Origin of the sequence: Streptomyces sp. TLI_171, assembly GCF_003610255.1 — a bacterium.
Lineage (GTDB): Bacteria > Actinomycetota > Actinomycetes > Streptomycetales > Streptomycetaceae > Kitasatospora.
In genome coordinates, this window is the sequence record NZ_RAPS01000001.1 from 5,881,723 (window position 1) to 5,904,010 (window position 22,288).

Annotated in this window: 23 protein-coding genes, 1 tRNA gene and 3 pseudogenes; 6 read left to right on the plus strand and 21 right to left on the minus strand. The window is 71.5% G+C overall.

Annotated features, from left to right (window positions below; translation table 11 throughout):
• Window positions 1–79 precede the first annotated feature (79 nt).
• Window positions 80–877, plus strand: a complete 798-nt coding sequence (locus tag BX266_RS26450) for a DUF6339 family protein (protein ID WP_310794805.1) — start codon at window positions 80–82, stop codon at window positions 875–877.
• A 32-nt stretch (window positions 878–909) separates the two neighbouring features.
• Here BX266_RS26450 and BX266_RS26455 read toward each other — a convergent pair whose 3' ends face one another.
• The 5 genes and pseudogenes from BX266_RS26455 to BX266_RS41230 form a co-directional block, all read right to left on the minus strand.
• The gene (locus BX266_RS26455) at window positions 910–2,094 is read right to left on the minus strand and encodes a DNA cytosine methyltransferase (RefSeq protein ID WP_099903788.1); all 1,185 of its coding nucleotides are present in this window, start codon (window positions 2,092–2,094) and stop codon (window positions 910–912) included.
• Window positions 2,095–2,104: 10 nt separating this feature from the next.
• Window positions 2,105–3,064: a DNA cytosine methyltransferase gene (locus BX266_RS26460; protein WP_099903790.1), complete on the minus strand. Its 960-nt coding sequence runs from the start codon at window positions 3,062–3,064 to the stop codon at window positions 2,105–2,107.
• Between the two features lie 107 nt (window positions 3,065–3,171).
• Window positions 3,172–3,606: a very short patch repair endonuclease gene (locus BX266_RS26465; protein WP_099903792.1), complete on the minus strand. Its 435-nt coding sequence runs from the start codon at window positions 3,604–3,606 to the stop codon at window positions 3,172–3,174.
• Between the two features lie 127 nt (window positions 3,607–3,733).
• Complete coding sequence (locus BX266_RS40155; RefSeq protein ID WP_259464858.1) at window positions 3,734–4,207, minus strand: hypothetical protein; 474 nt, start codon at window positions 4,205–4,207, stop codon at window positions 3,734–3,736.
• A 193-nt stretch (window positions 4,208–4,400) separates the two neighbouring features.
• Window positions 4,401–4,628, minus strand: a pseudogene (locus BX266_RS41230) (XRE family transcriptional regulator); the annotation flags it as partial.
• 144 nt (window positions 4,629–4,772) lie between these two features.
• Here BX266_RS41230 and BX266_RS26475 point away from each other — a divergent pair.
• The gene (locus BX266_RS26475) at window positions 4,773–5,393 is read left to right on the plus strand and encodes a YbhB/YbcL family Raf kinase inhibitor-like protein (protein WP_259464859.1); all 621 of its coding nucleotides are present in this window, start codon (window positions 4,773–4,775) and stop codon (window positions 5,391–5,393) included.
• Window positions 5,394–5,460: 67 nt separating this feature from the next.
• Here the strand turns inward: BX266_RS26475 and BX266_RS26480 are convergent, their stop codons facing one another.
• On the minus strand, window positions 5,461–6,180 hold the full coding sequence (locus BX266_RS26480; protein ID WP_099903794.1) for an SDR family oxidoreductase: 720 nt from the start codon (window positions 6,178–6,180) through the stop codon (window positions 5,461–5,463).
• A 105-nt stretch (window positions 6,181–6,285) separates the two neighbouring features.
• On the opposite strand from BX266_RS26480, the gene BX266_RS26485 reads away from it, so the two are divergent.
• From BX266_RS26485 to BX266_RS26495, 3 genes are all read left to right on the plus strand, one after another.
• Window positions 6,286–6,915, plus strand: coding sequence for a TetR/AcrR family transcriptional regulator (locus BX266_RS26485; RefSeq protein ID WP_259464860.1), 630 nt, complete (start codon window positions 6,286–6,288; stop codon window positions 6,913–6,915).
• 202 nt (window positions 6,916–7,117) lie between these two features.
• Entirely contained in the window at window positions 7,118–8,356 is a 1,239-nt protein-coding gene (locus BX266_RS26490; RefSeq protein WP_099908338.1) for an MFS transporter, read from the plus strand.
• A gap of 134 nt (window positions 8,357–8,490) precedes the next feature.
• A tRNA-Pro gene (locus tag BX266_RS26495) sits at window positions 8,491–8,564 on the plus strand.
• A 115-nt stretch (window positions 8,565–8,679) separates the two neighbouring features.
• Here BX266_RS26495 and BX266_RS26500 read toward each other — a convergent pair.
• Both BX266_RS26500 and BX266_RS26505 read right to left on the minus strand, forming a co-directional pair.
• Window positions 8,680–9,876, minus strand: a complete 1,197-nt coding sequence (locus BX266_RS26500; protein ID WP_099903798.1) for a tyrosine-type recombinase/integrase — start codon at window positions 9,874–9,876, stop codon at window positions 8,680–8,682.
• Between the two features lie 10 nt (window positions 9,877–9,886).
• Window positions 9,887–10,546 carry a helix-turn-helix domain-containing protein gene (locus BX266_RS26505; protein WP_099903800.1) on the minus strand — a complete coding sequence of 220 codons (660 nt, stop codon included), beginning with the start codon at window positions 10,544–10,546 and terminating at the stop codon, window positions 9,887–9,889.
• A 92-nt stretch (window positions 10,547–10,638) separates the two neighbouring features.
• Here BX266_RS26505 and BX266_RS40160 point away from each other — a divergent pair, with 92 nt between their 5' ends.
• Window positions 10,639–10,905, plus strand: coding sequence for a helix-turn-helix domain-containing protein (locus BX266_RS40160; protein ID WP_259465153.1), 267 nt, complete (start codon window positions 10,639–10,641; stop codon window positions 10,903–10,905).
• Window positions 10,906–11,502: 597 nt separating this feature from the next.
• On the opposite strand, the pseudogene BX266_RS40950 reads toward BX266_RS40160, so the two are convergent.
• The 13 genes and pseudogenes from BX266_RS40950 to BX266_RS26560 form a co-directional block, all read right to left on the minus strand.
• Window positions 11,503–13,080: pseudogene (locus BX266_RS40950) on the minus strand (ATP-binding cassette domain-containing protein); the annotation flags it as partial.
• Window positions 13,081–13,314: 234 nt separating this feature from the next.
• Entirely contained in the window at window positions 13,315–13,695 is a 381-nt protein-coding gene (locus tag BX266_RS26515; RefSeq protein ID WP_099903804.1) for an NUDIX domain-containing protein, read from the minus strand.
• Window positions 13,696–13,860: 165 nt separating this feature from the next.
• Window positions 13,861–14,097: a hypothetical protein gene (locus tag BX266_RS26520; protein ID WP_099903806.1), complete on the minus strand. Its 237-nt coding sequence runs from the start codon at window positions 14,095–14,097 to the stop codon at window positions 13,861–13,863.
• Window positions 14,094–14,576 (minus strand): NUDIX domain-containing protein, encoded by a 483-nt coding sequence (locus tag BX266_RS26525; RefSeq protein ID WP_099903808.1) that lies wholly within the window; start codon window positions 14,574–14,576, stop codon window positions 14,094–14,096. Before BX266_RS26525 ends, BX266_RS26520 begins: the two co-directional genes overlap by 4 nt.
• Window positions 14,576–16,249, minus strand: coding sequence for an NUDIX domain-containing protein (locus BX266_RS26530; RefSeq protein ID WP_099903810.1), 1,674 nt, complete (start codon window positions 16,247–16,249; stop codon window positions 14,576–14,578). The genes BX266_RS26525 and BX266_RS26530 overlap by 1 nt, the downstream gene beginning before the upstream one ends.
• A gap of 23 nt (window positions 16,250–16,272) precedes the next feature.
• Window positions 16,273–16,860, minus strand: coding sequence for an AAA family ATPase (locus BX266_RS40170; protein WP_259465154.1), 588 nt, complete (start codon window positions 16,858–16,860; stop codon window positions 16,273–16,275).
• Window positions 16,861–16,977: 117 nt separating this feature from the next.
• Window positions 16,978–17,796 (minus strand): annotated as a pseudogene (locus BX266_RS40955) (NUDIX domain-containing protein); the annotation flags it as partial.
• Between the two features lie 5 nt (window positions 17,797–17,801).
• On the minus strand, window positions 17,802–18,212 hold the full coding sequence (locus tag BX266_RS38865; protein ID WP_180290618.1) for a hypothetical protein: 411 nt from the start codon (window positions 18,210–18,212) through the stop codon (window positions 17,802–17,804).
• A gap of 170 nt (window positions 18,213–18,382) precedes the next feature.
• Window positions 18,383–18,982, minus strand: a complete 600-nt coding sequence (locus BX266_RS26540; protein WP_143686994.1) for a phosphotransferase family protein — start codon at window positions 18,980–18,982, stop codon at window positions 18,383–18,385.
• Window positions 18,983–19,053: 71 nt separating this feature from the next.
• Window positions 19,054–19,950: an IS982 family transposase gene (locus tag BX266_RS26545; protein WP_099899632.1), complete on the minus strand. Its 897-nt coding sequence runs from the start codon at window positions 19,948–19,950 to the stop codon at window positions 19,054–19,056.
• Between the two features lie 67 nt (window positions 19,951–20,017).
• On the minus strand, window positions 20,018–20,353 hold the full coding sequence (locus BX266_RS26550; protein WP_099903815.1) for a hypothetical protein: 336 nt from the start codon (window positions 20,351–20,353) through the stop codon (window positions 20,018–20,020).
• Window positions 20,350–20,979, minus strand: a complete 630-nt coding sequence (locus BX266_RS26555; protein ID WP_099903817.1) for a hypothetical protein — start codon at window positions 20,977–20,979, stop codon at window positions 20,350–20,352. The genes BX266_RS26550 and BX266_RS26555 overlap by 4 nt, the downstream gene beginning before the upstream one ends.
• On the minus strand, window positions 20,976–22,229 hold the full coding sequence (locus tag BX266_RS26560; RefSeq protein WP_143686995.1) for a tetratricopeptide repeat protein: 1,254 nt from the start codon (window positions 22,227–22,229) through the stop codon (window positions 20,976–20,978). The genes BX266_RS26555 and BX266_RS26560 overlap by 4 nt, the downstream gene beginning before the upstream one ends.
• Window positions 22,230–22,288 lie beyond the last annotated feature (59 nt).

A 22,288-nucleotide genomic window follows, 5' to 3' on the forward strand; every position in this document is an offset into this window, starting at 1 on the left:
GCTCGCGCTACTCCCCTCTGCAGTGGCGTCCAAGTACCTCACCAACGCCGTGCGTTCGGGGCATGAGCGACTCCCACAAGTGGCGATCCTGCGGGGGGTCACTCCGATCGAGGACCGATCGACCCGCTGGAACACCGCACCACTGCGGGAGATCATCGACGAAGCGATGGCCCGATTCGGCGACACGCGTACGGAAGCCGACACCTGGCTGGCACCACGCTTGCACGCGACTCTTCGAATGACCCGCGCCGAGGCTGCCCGCCCGGAAGTCTGGAACTTCCTCGCATTGGCGGTTGCCCCGGATTACGTGCTGTGGCGCCACCTCGCCACGGGGGGGGCCAAGGACGGTACCGCGCACAGGGTCAACACCCCGCGCTTTGTTGGCGCCCACGACAGTCAGGCATTCGCTCGACTCTGGTGGGCCGCCGAGATGTTCCGGGACGGACCCGACTACCGACCGGTCGAGGTGGCGTGCGGAAACCAGGACATGCTCAACACCGCGCTGCGCCTCGACGCAATCGACCACAAGCCGACCGCCTTGGCCATGGTGCGCGTGCTGGAGAACCTGCTGCGAGCCGGGGCGACCAGGTTGGGCGACCGGGTCAACGCGCTGTGCACAGCTGTGAACTCCGTGGGCAGCACGCTGCTGTACGACGTTCTGGCCCCCGACGAACTGCCGGACCAGGAAGCGCTGTTGGCGTGGATCGAGGATACGGACAGCGCGCCCGCGGTGCCCTGGGACCGTCTGCCCGACGGGCCGGAGGACGGAACGGCACGCCGGGCCTCGGTGGAACAGCTCACCGGGATGTTCCAGGAACTCAGTGACGAGGCGCCGCTGCGCGACCGCAGTCGAAAGCTCCCGACGGAGTCAGATTAATCCGTTGGTGCGGAGCCCCGGTTCTCGGGGCCTCACAGACCTTGGTTCCCGTTGTCCTCGACCTCGGTCTGCTGAGGAGGGTGCCAGTTCTCGAGTCGTTTCAGGGCGGCCTGGATATCTTCCGAGCCGAGTTCGAGTGCGGCTGCGAGCACATGCACCCCGAGCCGGGGTGGGATCGCATTGCCAATCTGCTGGGCCACGGCTCTGCCGGACCAGCGGTACGCGGCGGGGAAGGTCTGCAACCGGCCCGCCTCCCGGTCGCTGAACCGGCCGTCCGTGTTGGGGTCCGGCTTCTGGCCGGCGGGCACCACGCGGTTCCGGGTGACCTTGCCCGTGACGGTGAAGGCTGGTTCGTCCGAGGTGCGTTGGCCGCGGACCTTGGGGTCGCCACCTGTCCCGTAATTGGACACGACCTGGAATGCGTCCTTCCGGCCGAGTGCCTCGCCCATTGTCACCCAGGGTTCCAGACCGTGACCCGAGACCGGCCGAGGACGGCCCTTGTGGAAGCGGTGGTGGGTCGGAGCCGGCATTTCCACCTGTTGATGCAGCAAGGCGTTGGAGTCGGTGAGGAGACGAGCGATCAGAATCGCGCGTCGTCGGGTCTGCGGAACGCCGTACTCCTCGGTGTGCAGCACGTCGCACTTGACGGAGTAGCCGCGCTTTTCGAGGATACGTCGGTACTCGTGCCAGACCGGGAGTACCGAGGGGACCTGCTCCAGCACGATTACCTGGTAGGGGAGACCTGCTTCCAATGCCTCCAGGATCCAGCGCAGCGGTTCGAGTACCAGACCGGTGCGAGGGTCTTTCTGTGCGTCGAGTTCAGCCCGGACGTCCTCGCCGAGGGCCATCCGTCGGGCGTAGGCGATCACCTGGTCCAAGGCACGGCGACCGGCGCCGTTGCCTGCGACAGTGAAGGTCTGACACGGAGGACCGCCTGCCAGGATCCCGGCCTTCGGGAAGTCGGCGGGGCCGAAGTTCCGGACGTCACCCTGCCGAGTGGCCAGGCCGTTTGCCACCCGGGTAGCACACGCATCACCGTCCCACTCGACCCCTGTCACCGTGAGCCCCAGAGCATGCGCGGCCATGTCGAGACCGCCGGGGCCCGCGAACAGGTCGATGATCTCGGAGCGATCCTGCGGGGAGGGGGTTTCGGCCACCGGGTCGCCGGCCGCCCCGGGATCGAGGATCGCGTGGGGGGCTTCGGCGACGGAGTGCATGGGGGAGATCCTAGCCGCCCAGCGCAGTTGCGATGGCGCGGCCCACTGCTGCGGCAAGCGGAGGAGGCATTGCGTGCCCGATCTGTCGATACGCGGCCGTCTTGCGTCCATGGATGACCCAGTCCTCCGGAAAGGCCTGAATCATTGCGGTCTGGCGGACGTTGAGGCGGGGAGTGCCGTCCAACGGAAAGTCGGCGCCCGGGTAGTCATCGGCAATGCCGTTGCCGTCGATCCCGAGTGAGGCCCACGCTCGCTTGCTGCCCGTCGGGCCGAGGTCCGGCCCACCACGGCGGTCGGATCCGCCGACCAACGCGGGTGCGGGGCGGTCGGCCTGCGCGGCCCAGCGTCGCGCACCCGGCCACCCGTGCGTCGCCATAGACTCGCCAAGAGCCTCGCCCACGGTGACGATCGGGCCGGGGTCGGGCTCGGGCCAGACGAAGTCGGCTGGGCATCCGTCGGCCAGAGCGACCAGAAATCCGCTCCGGCGGTTCTGCGGTACGCCGTGATCCGCTGCGTTCAGCACCTTCCAATGAGGTCGATAGCCGGCATGTGCCAACTCGTCCTCGATCCACGACCTGTCGTCCGCGAACGCGCTCTTCTCGATCAGATCAGGCACGTTCTCGAGCAGCAGCGCCCGGGGCCGCACCGCGGTCAGCAACCAGATGGCCGCCTTCAGCAAGTGCCGTTCGCCCTCGTCCGCGGCCCGACGTACAGCCGCAGGCGACTTGACCCGCGGAAGCCCGCCGCTGAGCAGATCGACGTCGTAGGCTCCCGAGTGGTCGGCCGGATCGAAGTCGACGACGTCCTCGCAACGGACCTGCCAATGCGGCCGATTCCTGGCGATCGTCTCGCAGGCTTGCGGCCTGTTGTCGATCAACAACACCGGATCGAAGCCAGCCTGTTCCAGCCCGAGAGCCTGCGCACCTGCCCCGGAGCAGATCTCCAGCGACGAGAACCTGGGTGGCTCCAAGCCGTACCTCCGTGAGTGGCCGCGACGGCACGGTAGTCTCCGCGTCGCCTCTGAATGACGCGACAAGGTTAGATCGTCCGGGCCGCTCTGTCGGCTCGTTCGTCCGGTCAGGCCTCTTGTCGCCGGGTGGCTCGGCGGGCTGTGACTGTCTGCTGCACCAGGGCGGCGATGTCCTCGGCGGAGTGGTGTTCCCAGAAGCGCAGGACGGCCCAGCCTTCAGCGATGAGGTGGGCGGTGGTCTCGTGGTCGCGGGCGATGTTGCGGTCGAGCTTGGTGCGCCACCAGTCGGCGTTGGACTTGGGACTGGTGGCGTGCTCGGGGCAGCCGTGCCAGAAGCAGCCGTCGAGGAAGACCGCGACCCGCGGGCCGGGGAAGAGGATGTCGACCGTGCGGCGAGGCATGCCGGGGACGCGGGCGTTCACCCGGTAGCGCAGGCCCGAGTGGTACAGCAGGCGGCGGACCGCGAGTTCCTGGACGGTGTCCCGGGAGACCTGTCGGCTCATGCGAGCGGCGACGGACGGCGAGGACGCGGTGGGCGGCATGTCTTCAGTATCCGCCGGCCCTCGGACACGCGGCGGTCCTGCAGCAGGCAGCAGCGATCGGACGGCGACCAGTGGCCAGTGGTGATCAGGCGATGGTGATCGGGCGATGGTGGTCGGGCTGCGGTGATCAGGCCGCAGTGATCGGGCGGACGGTGGGGGTGGCGGCGGTGCGGGTGGTGTGGGCGGTGACGAGGCGGCGCAGGGCGCGGTCGGTGGCGGGGTCGGCCGGGGTGAGGGTGTAGAGCAGGTGCGGGCCGGCGCGGAGGATGTCGTAGTGGAGCTGGAGGACGCCCGCATCGGGGTGGTGGACGCGCTTGGTGCCGGCTGACCGGTCGAGGACGGTGTGGTCGTCCCACCAGCGGGCGAACTCCGGGCTTGCGGTGCGGAGTTCGTCGACGAGCAGCGGGAGGCCCGGGTCCTCGGGGTGGCGGGCGGCACCCGCCCGAAGGTGGCCGACGGTCTCACGGGCGACCTGCTGCCAGTCGAGTTGGCTGGCCCGCATGGCCGGGTCGAGGAAGAGCAGGCGGGCGGTGTTGCTCGCCGGTCCGGTGCCGAACGCGGGGCCGAACAGGGCGCGGGCGGCCGCGTTGTGGGCCAGCACGTCGAGCCGGTTGGTCGGTCAGGTAGGCTGGGAACAGCGGTATGCCGTCCACGAGTTGGCGCAGTGAGTCACGGAGCGGGGCGACGCTGTCGGCGGCCGGCCGGCCAGGGTTCGCGCGGTGGGCGATCAGGTGCAGGTGACGCCGCTCGTCCGGGGTGAGGCGCAGCGCCTCGGCGACCGCGTCGAGTACGGCCGTGCCGGGCGTGCCGACCCGCCCCTGCTCGAGGCGGACGTACCATTCCACGCTGACGGCGGCGAGTTGGGCGACCTCCTGGCGGCGCAGCCCCGGGGTGCGGCGGCGCGGTCCGCGCGGCAGGCCGACGTCCTCGGGTTGCAGGGCGGTGCGCTTGGCCCGGAGGAAGGCGGCCAGTTCCGCCTGCGGGAGTGGCCGTCGGGTGGGCCCTCCGGTGATCGCGGTCATGCCTCGATGATCGCCGCGGGGCGGGCGGACCGTCCAGGGCCGAACCTGGTACGCCGGATGCCACCATCGGCGCGACCTCCCCAACGCGGTTGCAGAACGCGAGGGTTGGAGCAGTCCGCACCGCCCCGCGATGGGAGTCGCACCGTGTCACGTCCGTCCCGTACCGCCGCCCTGCTGCTGTCCGCCGCCACCGCCGTGCCGCTGGCCCTGTTCGGGGCGGCCGAATCGAGCGCCCAAGTGGCGAAGGGTTCACCCGAGTTCGGACGCGTCTCGGTCCGCTCGGGCATCCCGAGCGGCCTGCCCCGGTTCGTCGTCAGCAGCCCCGACCTGGTGAACGGCCGTTTCCCGCAGGCGCATTGGGCGAATGCCTTCGGCTGCGACGGCGGCAACCAGCCGCTCCGCCTGGCCTGGCACGGCGCCCCAGCCGGTACCCGGAGCTTCGCCGTCACCATGTTCGACCCCGACGCGCCGACCGGCTCCGGCTTCTGGCACTGGCTCACCTGGGACCTGCCCGCCACCGCCACTGGCCTGGCCGACACCCCGCCGCCCGGTGCGGTGACGGGCGCCGACGACGCCGGTGCGCAGGGCTACTTGGGCCCCTGCCCGCCGGTCGGCGACCGCCCGCACCACTACCGGATCACCGTCTACGCCCTGGACACGCCCAGCCTGGCGCTGCCGGCCGCGACACCGCCGGCCGTCACCGCGTTCAGCATGGGAGGGCACATCCTCGGCGTCGCGCAGACCACGGCTGTGGCAGCACGCTGATCACCGCCGGCCGATGGCCGGCAGCCGAATGTCGGGGGCGGGGTGCCGGGGGCGTCGGTGGAGCTGGTCAGTTGATGCTGACCAGCCGCAGGCCGCCGTCCGCCTCCAGGACGGTGCCGGTGAGGTTGCGGTTGGTCGCGGCCAGCACCACCGCCTCGGCGACGTCCTCCGGGGCGGCGATCCGGCGGACCGGCAACTGGCCTGCCGCGTGGGCGAAGTAGGCGTCGCGCGCGTCCTGCGGCAGGCCGCCCCACCAGGGGGTGTCGACCAGGCCGGGGGAGACCGCGTTGACCCGGCGCGGCGCCAGCTCCAGCGCGAGCGGCCGGATCATCGACTCCAGCGCCCCGTTCACCGCGGCCAGCCCCGACGCCCCCGGCAGTCCCGTCCGGGCGGAGATGGCGGTGAGCAGGGTGATCGACCCGTCCTCGGCCAGGTGCGGCAGGGCGGCCTGCACGGTGGTCAACTGCCCCCAGAACTTGGCGTCGAACGCGCTGCGCAGCACGTCCAGGTCGAGGTCGGCGAACGGGCCCGCGCCCTCGCCGCCGCTCAGTGCGACCACCAGCCAGTCCAAGCTGCCGATGGTTTTCAGGACTTCGGTGATCTGTGCTCGGTCGCCGCCGTCCGCGCGGTGCCCGACCAGCTCCGGGTCGCTGACCGCGAGCGCCTCCAGGCGCTCCTTGCTGCGGCCCACCACGTGCACCGTCGCGCCGGCGGTGTGCAGTTGGCGTGCGGTGGCGAGTCCGATGCCCGAAGTGCCGCCGACCACCAGTGCAGTGCGCTCACTCATGTGCTGCTTCTCCCCTGTGCGATGCGATCGATGTGCTGGCGCGGCGGTCGCGGCAGCTATTTCGAACCGCGACGTCTCGTCTCGAATTACGGTAGCGTGGTGTCCGTGATCGAGCAAGCGAACCCCGCCTCGGGGCAACGAGGCCCCGACGCAGCGGCTGACGATGCGTCAACTCCGGTGCGTCCGGGCCGTCGACGCAGCGAGGAGAGTCGGCGCGCGATCCTCGCCGCCGCGTACGAGCTGCTCGCCGAGGACGGCTACGCGCGGCTCACCGTCGAGGGCATCGCCGCCCGCGCGGGCACCGGCAAGCAGACCGTCTACCGCTGGTGGCCCGGCAAGGCGGACGTCCTGCTCGAAGCCGTCACCGCGCACGCCCGGCAGCACATCCCGCTGCCCGACACCGGCGACCACGCCGCTGACCTGCAGGTGTTCCTGTCCGCCACGTTCGCCGCCGCCACCACGCCCACCGTGGACGCACTGCGCGCGCTGATGGCCGAGGCGCAGATCGACCCGGCGTTCGGCGAACGGTTCCGCGACACCCTGCTCGGACCACGCCGCGAAGCGCTCGGCGTCCTCGTCGCACGCGCCCACGCGGACGGGGCGCTCGCACCGCAGCTCACCCCCGACGCGGCCGTCGAGTTGGCGTTCGGCGCGCTCTGGTACCGGCTGCTCGCCAGCCGCGAACCGCTCGACGACCGGCTGGCCGCGCTCCTCACCCGCACCCTGCTGGGCTGACCTTCCCGGCGGTCGCCGGGAAGGTGGCCACCCCGCCCGCAAGCTCGCCGAACTGCTGAACGACCATGGCGGGGTGCCAACCGAAACGCCCTCCCGACCCAACGGACCGGCCGACCCGTCGGACCGGTCCGGATCGACCGAGCCCCCGACACCCGCCGAGCCGTCAGGCCGGTCCCGGCAGACCGGCCCGCCGACGTCCCGACTGCGCCGCCTCACCCGCGGCGCGTTCGCCGACCTCACCCCGCTGCGCGAGAGCCCCCACTACCGGCGGCTGCTGTTCGGGCAGTCGGTCTCCGCGATCGGCCAGCAGATGACCGCCGTCGCGGTCGCCGTCCAGGTCTACGACCTCACCCGGTCCAACTTCGCCACCGGCCTGGTCGGACTCTGCTCGCTGCTGCCACTGGTCGTCTTCGGCCTGTACGGCGGGGCCATCGCCGACCGCGTGGATCGCCGCCGGCTCGGCATGACCGGCTCCGGCGGGCTCGCCGCCGTCTCCGCGCTGCTCGCCGCCCAGGCGCTGCTGGACCTGCGCTCCGTCGCCCTACTCTACGTCGCCGTCGCACTCCAGGGCGGCTTCTTCGCCGTCAGCTCGCCCGCTCGGTCCTCGATGATCCCGCGGCTCGTCCCGCGCGAGCAGCTCCCCGCCGCCAACGCCCTCAACACCATCGGCATGAACCTCGGCCAGACCGTCGGCCCGCTGCTCGGCGGCGTCGCCATCGCCGCGTACGGCGCCCAAGCCGCGTACCTGGTCGACACCGTCGCCTTCGCCGCCACCCTCTACGCGATGTGGCGACTGCCCGCGATGCTCCCGCAAACCACCACCGGCAAGCGCGCCACCGTCCTCGACGGCCTGCGCTTCCTGCGCGAGCAGCCCAACCTGCGGACCTCCTTCCTCGCCGACCTCGCCGCGATGATCTTCGGCCTCCCGCGGGCCCTCTTCCCCGCGATCGCCGTCGCCTTCTACGGCGGCGGCCCCGGCATCGTGGGCCTGCTGGTCGCCGCCCCCGCCGTCGGCGCCCTCGCCGGAGGCCTGTTCTCCGGCTGGATCGGCCGGATCCACCGTCACGGCCTCGCCGTCCTGGCCTCCGTCGCCACCTGGGGCCTGGCCATCGCCGCGTTCGGCGTCGTCCACAACCTGCCGCTCGGCCTGCTGCTGCTCGCCGCGGCCGGCTGCGCCGACACCGTCTCGATGATCTTCCGCAACACGATGATGCAGGTAGCCGCGCCCGACGAGATGCGCGGCCGCCTCCAAGGCGTCTTCATCATCGTGGTGGCCGGCGGACCCCGCCTCGGCGACTTCGAATCCGGCACCGTCGCCACCCTCACCACCCCCACCCTCTCCATCCTCACCGGCGGTCTCGCCTGCATCGCCGCCGTCCTCCTCCTCGCCGCCCGCCGCCCCGCCTTCCTCCGCTACGACGCCCGCCACCCCACCCCCTGAGCCGCCCCCGCCACACCCCCAAAACCTGGCAGCGAGCACCCCCCGACGTGCTGTATTGTTTTCCACGTCGCCGGGAGACCGGAGGCAAGGTCAGAAAGCCGGGGAGCCCGCGAGGGGAACTGGGCAGTCGACCACGGGACGTGGCGCAGCTTGGTAGCGCACTTGACTGGGGGTCAAGGGGTCGCAGGTTCAAATCCTGTCGTCCCGACTGGAGTTCGCTCCGAAGTCGCAGGTCAGGGCCTTGTTTCACGAAAGTGGAGCAGGGCCCTTGATCGTTTTTTGGGCCTGCCTCTCACAACTTCTCACATCGGTAATGATCTTGTTCAGCCGAGCAGTTCGTTCAGCTTCTCCGAACCCGCCTTGAGGCTCTGCGGGTCGGGGTGCACGTACACCCGCTTCGTGAAGCTGAGGTCCGTGTGCCCCGCCCACGCGGACACGACCGTGTCGGGCACTCCGTTGTTGGCCATCCAGGAGAGGACGGCATGGCGGGCCAGGTAGAGGCGGACTTGGCGTACGCCGGCGACCTTCATGAGTCGGTACGCCTCGCGGCGGAGCTTGTCGGTCTTGAGCGGGTTGCCTAGCTCGTCGACGAGCACATACCCGGAGTCGTTGTACAGAGGGCCGGCTGCGAGCTTCTCCGCCGCCTGGATGGCGCGGAAGGACTTGAGTGCCTTGATTGTGGGGGCGGGCAGGGGGAGGACGCGCGTTCCAGCCTCTGTCTTCGTCTCCTTCTCCACGACCTTGTTCCGCGATCCCTTCTCCAGTGTCCGGTCGTAGACGATGGTGCGGGTGTTCTGGACTGCGACAGTGCCCTTCACGAGGTCGATGTCCTCCTCCCAGCGACCGCCGCAGACCTCGGCAGGGCGTTCGGCGATCATGGTTAGCATCAGTGCCCCGTGAAGGCGGTCGTGCTGGATAGCCGCGATGAACGCCTTGACCTCGTTCTCGTTCCATGGAACCTCCGGAGGCTTGTTGGCTTCCGCCTTTTTCTTGGCCTCGCGTGAGATGGTCACGTGTTCCGCGACGTTTCGCGTCATCAGCCCGCGGCGGACCGCGAGGTTCATCGCAGCGCGAAGGCGCCCCAGCGAGAGCCGGACCGACCTGACGCCGAGTCCCGTCCCAGGTTTCCCTCCGCGGCGGCGGCCGGATGTGAGCATCCAGTCGATCAGAGATTCGATGTCCTCCTCAGTGAGGCTCTGGAGTTCCTTCGCGCCGCTGTGTGCCCGGACCGGCACCATGGCGCTCACGTAGTTCGAGGCTGTCCCTTCTTCGACATCGCGAGTCGCGCTCTTCAGCCAGATGTCCAGGAGATTGTCCAGCGTCATGGTGTTCGGTGCTACGAACGTGCCGACTTTGAGTTCGTGCCGAATCCGGGAGAGTTCGGCGACGGCTTCCTTCTTGGTCTTGAAGGTGCGGGTGAGCTGCTTGCGCTTGCCCTCGGGTGTGACGCCAATGTCCACTACCAGCCGGTAGCGGACGCTCCCGTCCTTGTGGGTGATCTTGCGTATGGGGTCCTTCATGCGGTTTCCATCATTCTCGTGGTGTCGTAGGTGCTTCGTTCTCGACCTGGTCTGCGACCGCGAGACCATCGGGAAGCGCAGGCGGGACAAGACCCTGCTCGCGCATCCGCGTCCGGAAGGCAGCAAGTTCCTTGCGGTCGGTCGACGCATACTCCTCATAGCCAACTGCCAGCTCTAGCAGGGCGGTTCTGCGCTCTGGGGCTAGCGTGGTGCTGGCTGCCCGACGGCGCTCGGTGGCCAGGGTGGCGGATGCCCTTGCTGCCGCGACGAGGTCGCTATGCGCCCGGAAGGTGTCCAGAATGTCTCGGGCACTGCCGGGTGGAGCCGCTTCGGAGAGGGGGGCCTCGCCGGTGAACCATGCGAGCGCCTCCCAGGTCGGGACCTCCCGGCCGGGGAGGACCTCCACGGTCTCGGTGGTGCTGAGCGGGAAGAGGAGGGTCACGGGCGGTACGCCGAGCGAGTCCGCCAGGACGAGGAAGTCCGTCAGGGTGAGGGTGTTCCGGCGGCCCGACTCCAGGTTCTTGATCGTCTGGTCGGTGATCTCCGGCAGGCCGCGTTCGACGCAGCGTTCGGAGAGGGCCGGCATCGTGAGGTGCGCTTCCGTGCGCGCCTGGCGCATCGCGCGGACGACCGTGGCGGTGAGCCGCGCCGACCAAGAGGTAGAGGTCATGACTGCACTTTATGACCGATAAAAGTGCTGCCGCAACTCCGTGATACAACGATTCGCATCACAGGGGCACGAATCATGACTGGGAGAGTGCCATGGCTGCACCCAACGGGATGACCGTCGACGAGCTGCTGGCGCTGCCGGCGGCTATCGACCTCGACACGGCGAACAGCGCGCTCGGGATCGGACGCTCTACCGGGTACGGACTGGCGAAGGCCGGTCAGTACCCGGTCGCGGTCCTCCGGCTGGGCAACGCTTACCGGGTAGTGACGTCCGACTTGCTGCGGCTGCTCCAGGTGGAGAGGCCGACCTGCAGCGCGCCGACGACCAGTGCGGTTGGCGGCGCCGGGCTCTGCGCGTGACCTGTTCGGTGCGCACGGAAAGGGCAGCGCGATGCGAGAGTTCGGCGGTTGGGCTGGGTGGCGTCTCCTTGCATTCGCGGGACTTCTTGCCGGGATCGTCCTTTGGGGGTGTGTGGTCATCCATGTGACGGACTGGATCGAGGAGATCGGCAGCAGGTAGGTGCCCTGGGAGTGAGGGCGGCCGATGAGTCTGGCCCAACTGGGCTGATGGGCACGGAGAGAAGACCTGGGTTGGACGCCAGACGGTGTCAGGGGGCGGTGGCCGGGCGGGGCTGGTCGGGGATCCGTCCGGTTGCCGGGGGGGGTGTCGTACTGCTGGGCCTGGAGCCGGTACATCCGGCCGTAGAGGGTGTCGCCGGCCATGACCTGGGCGTGGGTGCCCTGTTCGACGAGGCGGCCGTGGTCGAGGACGGCGATGTGGTCGGCCTTGGCGGTGGCGGCGAGGCGGTGGGTGATCAGGACGACGGTGGCGCCGAGGTCGCGCAGGCGGCGGATTTGGTCGAACGCCTCGATCTCGGCGGCCGGGTCGAGCGCGCTGGTGGGTTCGTCGACGACGACCAGGGCGGGGCGGCGGCCGTCCGCGTCGGGGGTGGATAGGCGCAGGTGGGTGCGGGCGAGCGCGATGCTCTGCCACTGGCCGCCGGAGAGGGTGACACCGCCTTCGAAGCCCTTGGCGAGCAGGGTTCGCCGGCCGTTCGGGAGGCCGTCCAGGACGCGCTGCAGACCGGCATAGTCTGCGGAGGCGTCCAACTGCTCCTGCTGCAGGAGGACTTCGGGGCGGCCGAGGATCAGGTTGGCCTCCGCTGTGAACGGCCACCGCTGGTAGTTCTGGTCGAGCAGGACGGTGGAGCGGAACTGCTGGTGCCGGTCGGCTCCGGCGGTGTCGATGCCGTCCCAGCAGATCCTGCCGGTCTGCGGCTGGTAGACCCCGCACAGCAGGTGGGCGAGCGTCGACTTGCCGGAGCCGTTGGCGCCGACCAGGGCGGTGACCTGTCCGCCGGGGATGGTGAGGGTGACGCGGTCGAGGGCGGGGGCCGGTTTGCCGGGGTAGGTGAAGGTGACGTCCTCGACGGTGATCGCCTTCGGGGTCTCGGGCAGCGGGGTGCCGCCGGTGGGGACGGCGCGGCGGCGGCCCTCGGTGCGCAGCCGGTCGAGGTCGCGGACGAACAGCGACTCCTCGTACAGGTAGTTGACCCGCTCCACCAGGCCGGCGATGCCCGCGGCACCGGTGCGGATCGCCAGGACGGCGGTGAACGCGGAGGCGAGCGGGACGGCGTGGTCGAGGACCAGCCAGCCGAGCAGGGCGAACGCGCCGACGGTGGCCAGGCCCGCGAGGGCGGCGGTGAGCGTGTCGGTGGCGGCCCGGGCGCGGGCGAGGCGGCTCTGCTCGTGTTCGGCGGCGGCAGACATCAGGGCGTAGTGGTGCAGCAGGAACGGCCCGGCGGCGTGGACGCGCTGCTCGGCGCCCGAGTAGGGGTGGATCAGCAGGTCGGCGATGGCGGTGCTGGCCCGGTTGTGCTGGAGCATCGCGCGGGTGGAGGCGTACTGACGTCGGGCCGTGACGACCGCGCCCCAGCCGCGCGGCGCGGTGATCAGCACCAGCATCCCCAGCAGCAGCGGGTTCAGCACGGACAGCACCCCGGCGACCGAGACCAGCGAGAGCGCGCCGGTCAGCACCGCGGTGGCCTGCCCGACGATGTTCTGCAGCGACCTCGCGCCCCAGCGGGCGCTGTCCACCTCGGCGAGGAACTCGGGGTCTTCGATCGCCGCCAGCTCCGAGCGGCTGACCACCTCCAGGAACTCCAGCGTGGCGAGCCGGAACACGGCGGGCTCCAGCCGCCCGGCCGCCCAGGTCGACAGCGTCGACAGCACCGCCGATCCGGCGGCCAGCGCCCCGGCCGCCGCCACCGCCGGTGCCGCCGCCCGCATCACCTCCCCGACGCTCCCCGGCGCCAGCAGCGCGGCCAGCGCCCGGTTCACGGCGATCAGCGAGGCCGCCGCCGCGATGCCGCGCAGCACCTCGGAGACGACCAGCACCACCAGCGCCCGCGGGCTGGCCGCCCAGGCCATCCGCCCGGCCAGCAGCAGGAAACGCGGGATCTGCCGGGCCACCGCGGCGAACGAGAGCTTCCCGGAGGCGAGTTCGTGCTTGGCCCAGCCGTAGCTGTAGCGCATCGGCCCGCCGAACAGCAGTAGTTCGCTGTCGGACACCGCGGGATCGGCGGTCGTGGTGGATCCGCTGGTCACATCCAGTCCTTTCGTCGAGGCCGCGGGCCTGTGGTGCCCGCCGGCCGGTCAGGATTCGAGGTACGCGGCGCCCCGGTCCTCGCGCCAGGCGGTGGGGGCCGCGCGCAGGTTGAGGGCGTTGTAGGGCTCCATCACGCCCGGTGCGCACGCCTCCTCCAGGTCCTACCAGTGCCAGCCCAGCAACTCCCGCTCCGGTGTGCGGATCCGCTCCTGCGCTCCGGGGGCGAGGGTGGCGTGGAAGGTGAACACGTGGCAGGGGTAGGCGTGTTCGGCGTTGGCGGCGCCGGGGAACAGCTCCGCGCGGGTGGTCATCCAGTTGTAGACGAGCAGGCGGCCGACGGCGGCCGGGACGCCGAGTTCCTCCGCGACCTCGCGGGCGCAGGTCCGGGCGGGCGGCTCGCCCCACTCGGCCTTCCCACCGGGCAGGACCCAGGTGCGGGAGCGGCCGTGGTGGACGAGGAGGACCTCCCCGTCCCCGCGGGTGATCAGTGCGCCGGCGGCGGCCGAGAACACGGCGCGCCCCACTCGTTGGGCGTCGGACACGGCCTTGCTCCTTCATCGGGGGCCGCCTTGGGGAGGGCGGCCAGTTGGGCGGTGGCGGTCAAGAGCACTGGGGCGGGCAGCGCAGGCAGCCGAGCGGGTGCTCGGGGACTTCGTGCCGACCGGTGCGCAGGTGGCGCTCGGCGGCCTGGCAGTACGGGGCGTGGTTCATGCCGGGGGCGGGGGGAACGGCCAGCCGGCCGCGTCCGCGCGGACCAGCTCCCGGTGCACGGCCCCGTCGGGTCTGTAGGTGGTCCGGTAGAGGAACACGGCGCCGTCGCCGAGCCGGGCGACGCCTTCCTCGACCACCGGCACCCGGTCGGCGACGGCGCGCACCCGCTGGTCGAGGTCGGCCAGGGCCTCGGGAGGGGCGGCCGGGCGCCGGTGGCGTCCGGTGCCGCTCACTCGATGAGCCGGTAGTAGTCGGGTGAGCCGTCGAAGCCGTAGGTGGCGAACGCCGGGCCACCGGACAGGTACGCCTCCAGTGCGCTCCTCGACGACGGGAACATCGGGCCGGGCAGCGCGCCGGCATCTGCCCAGCGGACCTGAAGGTGCTTGCCCGGCTCGGCGTTGACCAGCTCACCGGTGAACTCGTCGGCCGCGAACACGAACAGCAGGAACTGGCCGAGCCCGTCCCAGCCCTCCTTCACCTGGACGGTGTGGACCAGGCGCAGATCGGCGGGCGCGACGACCAGAGAGGTCTCCTCGCGCAGCTCCCGCGCCGCCGCGACGTCGATCTCCTCCCCGGCCTCGACCTTCCCGCCCGGGATCGTCCACGCCGGCCCCGGCGTCCAACTGCGCTTCCCGTAGTGGACGGTGGCGATCTTGTCGGTGGTCCTGTCGTGGACGATGACGCTGACTGCCAGCCTGTTCGCGGTGCGCATCAGGTGCCCTGCCTTCCTCGACGGGTCATGCCGGCACCGGTGGCGGCCGGGGCGGACCGGGCGGTGGTGCGCTGCGCGGCCAGCAGGACGGCCGCGAGGGTGCCGGCCTCGGTGATCCGGCCATCGCCGCACATCTGCACCGCTTCCTCCAGAGCGACCCAGCGCAGCGTCATGTCCGCCTCGCTGGCCTCCCGGTGGTGCGCGCCGACGCTCAGTCCCCGGGCGAGGTAGAGGTGTTCGAGGGTTCGCGCGCCCGCGGGCATCCGCCACATCCTTGTCAGCAGCTCGACCTCGGCGGCGCGGACGCCGGCTTCCTCCGCGAGTTCCCGCAGGGCGGCGTCCCGCGGTTCCTCGTCCGCCTCGCATCCGCCGCCGGGGCACAAAAGCAGGCGTCGGCCGCAGGCGTAGACGTACTCCTCCACCAGGGCGATCCGGCCCCGGTCGTCGAGCGCCACGACGCGCACCCCGTCCCGGGACTGGGTGTACTCGTACGTCCCCACGCTCCCGTCGGGACGCCGCACCGAGTCGCGGCGCACTGCCAGCCGCGCGCCCGCGAACTCGACGCTCGACGAGAGCGTCGTCCAACTGTCGCCGACTCCTGTGTCCGGCCGCGCTGCGCCGGACCGTCCTGCGGCGCTCTCCTGCGCGGCCCGGCCCCGCCCGTCCAGGACGACGGCAGCGCGCTGCCCGGCGTCCTGCTGCACGCGGCGGAGCACAGCGGCATGGTGGTCGCGGATCAGCTGCCCGGTGGAGGCGCGCAGCCGCAGCCGGTGCAGGTCCTCAAGGCCGAACCAGTGCAGCAGGACGCCCTCGCGCAGGTCCGCCTCCCGCGGGTCGCCTCGCCACTGCGCGGCGAAGATCTGGATCGGCACCGCCAAGTCGTTCGCCCCGGTCGTCCACTCGACGGTGAGCGGTTCCACCTGCCCGAGGCGCAACCCCGGCACCTCCTCGGCGAGTTCACGGCGGAGCGTCCCTTCCAGGCTGCCGTCGCCGGCCTCCGCGCCGCCGCCGAGGAGGCTGAACTCGCCCGGGGCCCAGATGTGGTCGAAGTCGTCGCGCAGGTGCAGCAGGTAGCGGCCGAAGCCGTCGTGGATCAGCACCGAGGCGTTCACCGGCTCCGGCTTCCCGTCCAGGCCCGCGGCGCGCAGCTTGGCGCGCAGCGACGGGGAGTCGACCTCGTCGAAGGGCCGCCACTGGAAGCCGTCGGCGTCCTGGGCCCGCGGCGCGGCCCCGGAGGCCGCGGTGTCGGCGAGGTAGAAGGCGAAGCGGACGTCGTAGTGCCGGTGGACGCCCTCGCCCGTGCCGGGGTTCGGGGCGACGTCCTGCACGTCGATGTCGACGGCCCCGTCGAGGAGCTGCGGGACCAGGCACAAGGCCCCGGGCGGGATGCCGGCCCTCTCGGCCTCGCGCAGCGCGGCGGCCAGCAGACCGGCGCCGGCGTCCTCCCCCCGGCCGCCGGCACAAGGCGTCGACCCGTCGGGCCCGGGCCGGATGTGCAGGACCTGCAGGTCGCGGTTGATGACGACCGCGCTGGACGTGACGTGCGGGTCCAGGCTCCTGCCGCCGCCTGGATCCGGTGCGGTGAGCAGTGGTTGCAGCCGGTCGCGCTCGGCGGGGTAGCGCTCCAGGTAGGTGCGGGTGAGGGCGGCGACGGCGTCGGTGGGCGGCGGCAAACGTGGCTCCTTCGTCAACAGGCTTAAACACTGGGCAGGCTGGGATCGGAAGGGTGCTGGTCGGCGTGGGCGGGCACGGTGTCTAGGCCGGTGTCGCGCATGATCATCTCCACCGTGGCGGCCAGGGTGCTGTCGGCCCCGATCACGGTCTCGATCCCGCCGGGGAGCAGGTCGCGCTCGCGGTACCAGCCGCGCAGGGTGTCGGCGGTGACGGCCGCCTGGAGCTGTGGGTCGGGCTTGGTGGCGTGGCGGCGCAGGGTCTCCTCGAAGGGGACGTCGAGGTAGTAGCAGCGGGTGGTGCCGCGGTGGTCGGCCACCAGGCGCCCGAGCATGGGGCCGTAGCGTTCGGTGGACAGGATGCCCTCGACGACGACGTGGTAGCCGGCGTCCAGCGCGTAGCGGGCGGTGGTGTCGATCAGGCCGATGTTCGCGCCGCCGTGCCGGTCGTGTTCGCGCAGCACGACCCGGCGCAGGTTGTCCTGGCCGACGATCGCCAGGCCCCGCCCGAACGCCTCCCGGAGCCCGGCCGCGATCGAAGACTTGCCCGAGGCGGAGTTCCCCCGGACGATCACCAGTCGGCTCTCCGGACTCCCTGTGGCCGTCGCGGACACCGCCCGCCCCGGGCCGGTAGCCGTTCCCGCCGTCGGCCAGCCGAAGACGGACAGCGGGCGGCCGGCGGCGATCTCGGCGAGGGCTGCGGACGTGTAGGCGACGATCGGATCCGGCAGCGCCTCCAGCGGCCAGTACCTCAACTCCGAGCACTTGTCGGGCTCCTGGTTGCTGACCGGGCCGGTGTACGTGCGGGCGGTGAAGAACAGCTGCAGCCGCCCCAGGCCGTCGTCGGCGTCCAGATGGTGCAGGGTGTGGACGAGGTGAAGGTCCTCCTCGCGGATCAGGATCCCGAGTTCCTCCTCGGCCTCCCGGGCCATGCCGCGCAGCACCGACTCCCCGGCCTCAAGGTGGCCCGCTGGGGCGTGCCAGCATCCCTGGGCGAACGAGGTTCCGGTGCGTTTCCCCAGCAGCACCTTGCCTTCCTCGATCAGCACCAGGTGAACCCCCACCACCAGGGTGTGCGACACGGAACTTCTCCTTCCTCGGGAGACGGGCGCGGCCACGGTTGGGACAGCCGCCCGCATCCGGGCATGGCGGAGCAGCGATCGGCTGAGTGATCGACCGTCGTACGTGAGTGCGCTTGCGGACGTCTCACCGTAGGCGGCGCTGCGGGCCTGTGTCGGCGTGTCCCGGCGGACACCACACGATCCGGTGAATCGCGTCAACTGGTCATATTTGCAACGCTGTTGCCGAATGGCACGGGCACTGTCCCACGCGCCACTGACAGCGGCGGCCCGGAGCGGCGGGGCGCCCGCCGCAGCCCCGCCCATGGCGGTCGGCAGCGGGGTTCGCCACAGCGCGGACAGGGATCCACCCCAGCGGGGCGTGCGGCTGGACAGGGGGGAACCCGGTCCGGGCGGTTGCCTCGGCGCGGTTCCCGCCGTCCTGGCTGAGCCAGGGCGGACCCGAGTCGCCGGCACTGCGAGCGGGGACATCGCGGCTACCCGACCACGATCTGGTAGGTGTTGCGCTCGTGGTAGGAACTGCCGTACCCCACCCAGCAGTTGAAGCAGTTCGCGATGTTCAGGGCGGTGGTGCCGCGGTGCTGGGCCTTGAAGACCAGGTAGAGGTCGCCGCCGTCGCCGGCGGTCTCGATCCATCCGTGGGGCGGTACTTCGTCGGCTCCGACGAAGACGAGCACGTCCGGGGCGGGCAGCGGGGTCGTGGGCCGGTGGTCCATGCCGGGGGTCACGGCGAGGCGCCAGTGCAGCGAGAACAGCTCGCCCGGGCGGACGTGGATTGTGCTGATGTTCTTGGAGAACACCGTCCCGTGGACCATGCGGCCGCGGGCCGGGGGCGCCGGGGCGGTCAGCAGCGGTAGCAGCGCCAGCGCCAGAACGAGCCGGCGCACGGCCCGCCGCCAGGACGGCCGGACCGTGCCCCGGCGGCTGGCCGGGGTACGGTCCGGCGCTGCGCCGAGTGGTGCTCTGAACGGGGCCGCCGGGAGGTACCGGGCCGCGGTGGCCAAGCTGTTCTCGCTCCGACCGGGCATGTTCTCGCCCGCGGCGGTGTTGGCGGCCGTCACGAGGCGCGCCGGGTCGTGTCAGCGGGCGTCGGCTCCTTGACGATGTAGAACGGCGCCCACCCCCAGGGGAGCGGCCGGCCTTGCAGGAGGGTCTCCAGCCGCAGTTCCGCCTCGGGACGGGCCTCGGGGCGGATCCGGTCGGCCCAGTCGAGGTAGAACAGGGCCGAGTTGATGCCGATGATCGGTACCAGCAGCTCGTACAGCCTCGGGTCGGCTGCGGCGATGTCGTAGCCGTACCCGCCCACCCAATCCTCGTGCTCCTGGGGGTCTTTGCCGAAGACGTCGCGGGCGACGGCGCTGGCGGCTTGGTCCCAGGCGGGGTCGCCGAGGCCGAAGGTCTCCAGGTCGAGGAGCGCTGGGTGCCCGTCCTTGGGAAGGGCGGCGTTGGTGACGGTGATGTCGTTGTGCGTCAGGCAGAGTTCGCACCGGGGGGCCTGGTGGTAGGCGTCGGCGGCGGTGGTGAGGAGGCGGCGCAGACCGGTACGACTGCTGTCGGAGACGGCGCTCGGGCGCAGTCGGTCCAGACGCGCGTACGCGCGGGCGACCTTGTCCACGTGGACGACGTCGACCCCGGCCAGTCGCGGGAGGAGGTGCAAGCGGCGCAAGAGAGCGCCGTGCTGGCGCTCGCTGGGGTGCTCCGGCCCTAGACGAGTAGTTCCGAAGTGAGTCAGTGGTCGTAGGCGATGAGTGATCGGGTGACGGGGTGGCCGGTGGCCCGGTTGTGCCAGATCGCGCAGGTCATCGCCAGCAGTCGCTGGCCGACGCGGGCGCCGACGCCTTCGATGGTGCGGCCGCCATGCTGTTCGAGTCCGAGTTGTCCCTTCAAGGTGTCGTTCACGGACTCGATCAGCTGGCGGACGGATTTCAGCAGCCCTTCGCCGGCGCGTGGGGTCCGGTTGCGGTAGGACGGCCGCAACAGCTGGGCCCCGAACTGTTCCAGGAAGCGGTCGAGTTCCGCGGAGACGTAGCCCTTGTCGGCGAGGATCAGCAGGCCGGGCCGCTCGCGCACGAGATCGGGTTCGGTCTCGACGAGTGCGGCCAGCACCTCGCGCTCGTCGACCTTCGGGCTGGCCAGGGCCCAGGTGACGGGCAGCCCTGCCGGGGTGCAGACCAGGTGCAGCTTCAGGCCCCAGAACCAGCGCGAGTGCGAGCGGCTGTAGCCGTAGCCGGCCCATCCGGCCAGTGCCGAGCGGCGGACGGTGTCGCGGGAGCGGCCGCACTCCACGGGTGTGGAGTCCGTGACCCAGACCGGGTCGGCCCATAGGTCGGTGGCCCGGGCCAGCTCGCGGACGGCCTGCTGGAGCAACGGGCGCGCGGCGCGTAGGCGCTTGTTGTAGCCGGGGCGTTCGGGCAGGTGGGGGAACATGCCGCGCAGGTGGGCTCGGGCGAAGCGGATCCAGCGGGCTTCGGAGTGGAAGCCGAGCAGGGCCTGGGCGACGGCCAGGCAGACCAGCTCGGAGTCCGTCAGTCGCGGCGGGCGCCCCAGCCATCGCGTTCGGGGCAGATGATCATCGATCTGCACGTAGAGTGCCGTCAGGAGGGTGTCCAGCTCTTCGGTCGTCACAACCCGAATGCTGGACACCCTCCCTCCACGTCCGAAGCAGAACCAGGAAACCCAACCGACTTCGGAACTACTCGTCTAGGTCCTCGGTGAAGTCGACCAGGTGGCCGTGGGCCACGCTGATGCGTCCGACCGGAGCGGCGGTGGGGAAGCTGGCGGCCAGCAGGGCATCCGCTGTACGGGCCTGGCGCACCACGTCGGAGTAGTGGGTGGAGCGGCTGTGGACCTTGCCGACCACGCCGCTGTTGGGCAGGCGGAAGACCCAGTTCCTGGCGTCGTGCAGCAACTCGGCGCCGTCCGGGTCGAACCCCTGGTCCAGGGCCGCGTCGGTGAGCGCCTGCCGGGCGGTGTCGGCAGGGTCCGGCGCCTCGGCCGTGAGCAGGAGACTGGGCAAGGAACTGGTCATCGAGGTCCTTCATGTGCTGGGTGGAGAAGGTGGTCCCGGCCGGTGTCCGAGGGCAGGCTGTCGACCTCTACCGAAGACGGTGGCGGTTGCCGGCGCGGTACCCGGGGCAGGGCGATCGCGCCGTTGACGGCTGCGGCGACGACGCCGTCGAACGTGCTGGAGACGCCGAGCTTTCGGTGGAGCCGCCGGAGGCGGTGCGCGTGTGCGTCGAGGGTGCGGCCGAGGTGGCGTGCGGCCTGGCAGCGGTCCAGGCCCGACGCGGCCAGCAGCAGGGCGCAGGTCTCCTGGTTGGTCAGGGCGGGTGGCTGCGGCCACCACGGGGCGACGTCCTCGGGTGGGACGATGCGGTGCGCCAGCCCGACCAACGCGGCCGTCAACGGGGTGCGCGTGCCGAGGCGGCCGTAGATCCGTCTCATCCGCCACCGCAGGGAGTCGGGCGCGATCCCCAGCTGCCGGCAGGTCAGCCGGCGCGGAGAGCCGCTGGCGAAGAGGCGGAAGGTGTCGACGTACAGCGTCGACCAGCCGGTCGGTTCCGGCGCGGCGGCGACGGCCGCCTCGAACCGCTCCGCTGCCAGTGCCATCGCCGCCTCGACCTGCCGCACGGAAGCGGCTTCGTCGTCCGTCACCGGTCCTCGGCTCCGTTCAGCCGCTGGGCCAGGCGCCGGGCGTCCGCCGGGCGTCCGAGCGCCTGGTACACGGCGTGCGAGGCGTTGAACCAGATCGCGGCGCCGACCTCGTCCCGGGCGCGCCGGTATGCCTTTCCGTGCAGTTCCATCGCCCACGCGGTCCAGTGGTGCGCTCCGGCTCCCGAGAACTCGTGCAGCGCTTGGGAGATGCGGGCGGTGGCCTCGGGTCGGCCGCCGGCCACCGAGTGGGCTTCGCCGAGGTAGCCCAGGGCACGCCCGGTGGTCACCGGGTCGAGCTTTGGAAGGGTGCGCAGGAGCTGCAGGGCTTCTTCCAGCAGCTCGATGGCGGCGGCGGGGTCGTCCAGTTCGGTGCGGGCGGAGCCCAGGAGGAGCAGGTCGAGGACCAGGTCCTCGGTGCGGCCGAGGGGGCGCAGCAGTTTCCGGGCCTCCTCCAGGTAGGTTGTGGCGGCGGACCACCGGCCGGCGGCGTGGTGGCAGGCGCCGATACCGTGGGTGTGCCGGGCGACGCTGGCCGCATCGCCACCGGCGGTGGCGAGGGCGAGGGCCTGTTGCAGGTGGGTGATCGCCAGGTCGTAGTGGCCCCTGTCGAGGTAGTCCGCGGCCAAGACCTGGAGCATGGCGTGCTCGGCGGCCTGGTCCTGGCACTCCTTGGCCGCCGACAAGCCCAGCGTGTGGACGGAGACGTACAGGTCGCGTTCACGGGACAGGTACTCGTGCCCGGTGAGGGCGGTGACGAGGGCGAGGGCGGCAGCCGCCTCGCGGGCTTCCAGGGCGGTGACGAGCACGACGGGCAGGTAAGCGATCGTCGCCTCCATCCAGGCGTGGGCGTCCTGGGCTGAGGTCAGCTGCCGGGCCTGGCAGGGCTGGTGGCGAGTTCGTCCTCCGCGCGGCCGGTGGCCGGGGCTGAGCAGGCGGGCGGCCTGCTCGACGGTGTCGAGCTGGGCGTCTAGGTAGCGCCCGAGGACCTGGGCGCCGTTCTTCGGCGGGGTGAGGCCGCGGGCCTCGGCGGCGGCGGCGCGCTCCAGGGTGTGCAGGGTGCTCCTGCCGGGGACGGTGGTCAGCAGTCCCCGGGCGGTGAGGGAGCGCACCAGGGTCTCGGCCAGGTGGGCCGGGGTGCGGGTCGCTGCGACGGCGTTGGGCATGTCGAAGAAGGCCGGCAGATGGGCGAGGGCGGCCAGCAGGGTCCGCTCGTCGTCGCTCAAGCCGTCGGTCACAGGGTGGGCGGTCAACGGGGGCTCCGTGGATCGGTGGCGTTCGAAGAGGTGCGGGGCCGCCCCCGCTCGACGGT